This window comes from Streptomyces sparsus, from assembly GCF_054776295.1.
In genome coordinates this window covers 1-1,592 of the sequence record NZ_BAAHCA010001029.1, presented here as the reverse complement: position 1 = coordinate 1,592, position 1,592 = coordinate 1, and the positions used below count along the sequence as shown (strand labels likewise).

The 1,592-nt window shown below is 70.7% G+C and carries 1 protein-coding gene; it reads right to left on the bottom strand.

The genetic code is table 11. From position 1 onward, the window contains the following. The coding region (locus tag ACYVE9_RS26020; protein ID WP_461030345.1) for a glycosyltransferase family 4 protein at positions 1–1,289 on the bottom strand (1,289 nt) is incomplete at its 3' end. Positions 1,290–1,592: the final 303 nt, after the last annotated feature.

The following is a 1,592-nucleotide window of genomic DNA, read 5'->3' as shown; positions in this document are numbered from 1 at the left end:
GCCTCGGCCTTCGGCTCGGCGTCGGCGCGGGGCGTCGGGCGCGAGGCGGTCCGGTCCGGTGGGGGCGCGGCAGGTGCCCGCCGTCCGGTCCGGCGCCGCTCGTCCAGACGTGTGATCAGCTGCTCGTACTCCTCGGCGATCCGCCGTGGCGCGTAGCGCTCAGCCCTGCGCAGCGCCGCCTGGCTCATCCGGTGGCGCAGCTCGGGGCTCTCGATGAGGTGCAGCAGCGCGTCGGCGTACGCCCGTACGGTGGTGCCCTCCTTGTCGCCGAGCGGCGACAGCAGGCCGTCCCGGCCGTTGGTGATGATCTCGCCCGGCCCGTACGGGCAGTCGGTGCTGACCACCGGCACTCCGCATCGCATGGCCTCGACGAGCGTCATCCCGAACGACTCCGCGTTGGAGGACACGGCGGCGATGGCCCCCTTGGCCCACTCGGTCTCGATGGGGGAACGCGCCCCCATGAGGAACGCGCGGTCGTACAGACCGAGGCTTTCGATCTTCGCTCGCAGCGGCGCCTGCAACCTGCCCCGACCGTAGAGGCGCAGTCGCCAGTCGGGATGCTTCTCCGCCACGAGGGCGAAGGCGCTGAGCAGCCGGTCGTAGCGCTTCACCTTGATCAGCCGTCCGGCCGCGACGATGAGCTTGCTCTGGCCGTCGGAGGGTTCGACCTCGACGTCGGGCACGGCGTTGGGGATGCAGCTGATCACCACGTTGCCACCGTCGTCCTCGTCCGGTGCGGCGACCGCACCCGGGATGGCCGCGCGGTACTTGGCGGCGTCGGCGTAGGAGACGGTGAGGAAGGCGTCCAGGTGCGGGATGGCCGCGTCCTGGTGGGCGCGGATGTCCGCCCTGTGCATCGCGCGGGTGAGGTGTTCCTGGCCGATGCGCAGGTAGCGGCTCTCGCCGTAGGCCGCGAGGTAGTCGTTGATCTTGGGACGGGTCGCAACCACCACGTCGGCGTCGGTGTCCCGCAGGTACTCGGCTATCCGGAGGTCGCCGAGCCGGGTGGCGATGCCGCGTTCGAGGGCGTCGGCGCTCTCAGCGAACCGCTCGCTGGGCCGGTGGAAGAGGGGGTCGTCACCGTCGTAGCGAGGGGAGTGGCCGCGCAGATCGAGCAGGGTGGTCATGGTGACCCGGGGATCGAAGGGCAGCGCGGGTTCCTGGACGGTCCGCCGGAGGCTGACCACCTCGACCGAGTGCCGGTCGGACAGGGCACGGGAGAGATTCACCGTCGAGCGGATCGTCCCGCCGATGCCGTAGGCGTTGTCCAGCAGAAAAGCGATCTTCATCTGGCCAGCTTCCTCACACGCAACTCACGGTAGGCACCGCAATGCCCTGTTATGTGGAAATTGTTCACACATGACAGGGAAGTCGCGAGTCGAGGGAGACGGGTCCTGTACCGTCCCTTCCGGTTCTGCTCGGTCCGGGGGGACGCGCCGGCACGGTGCGACGTACCGCACGGATTCCGGAACCGCTGGTCGCGGCCTCCGATGTGGCGTTCCCTCACCTGCCGGTCCGTCCGACGGCGCGGCGCACCACCGCGCGGCGCGTCGGTGCGCCGGTGACCAGCGCACCACGCCCGCGCGGCGGCG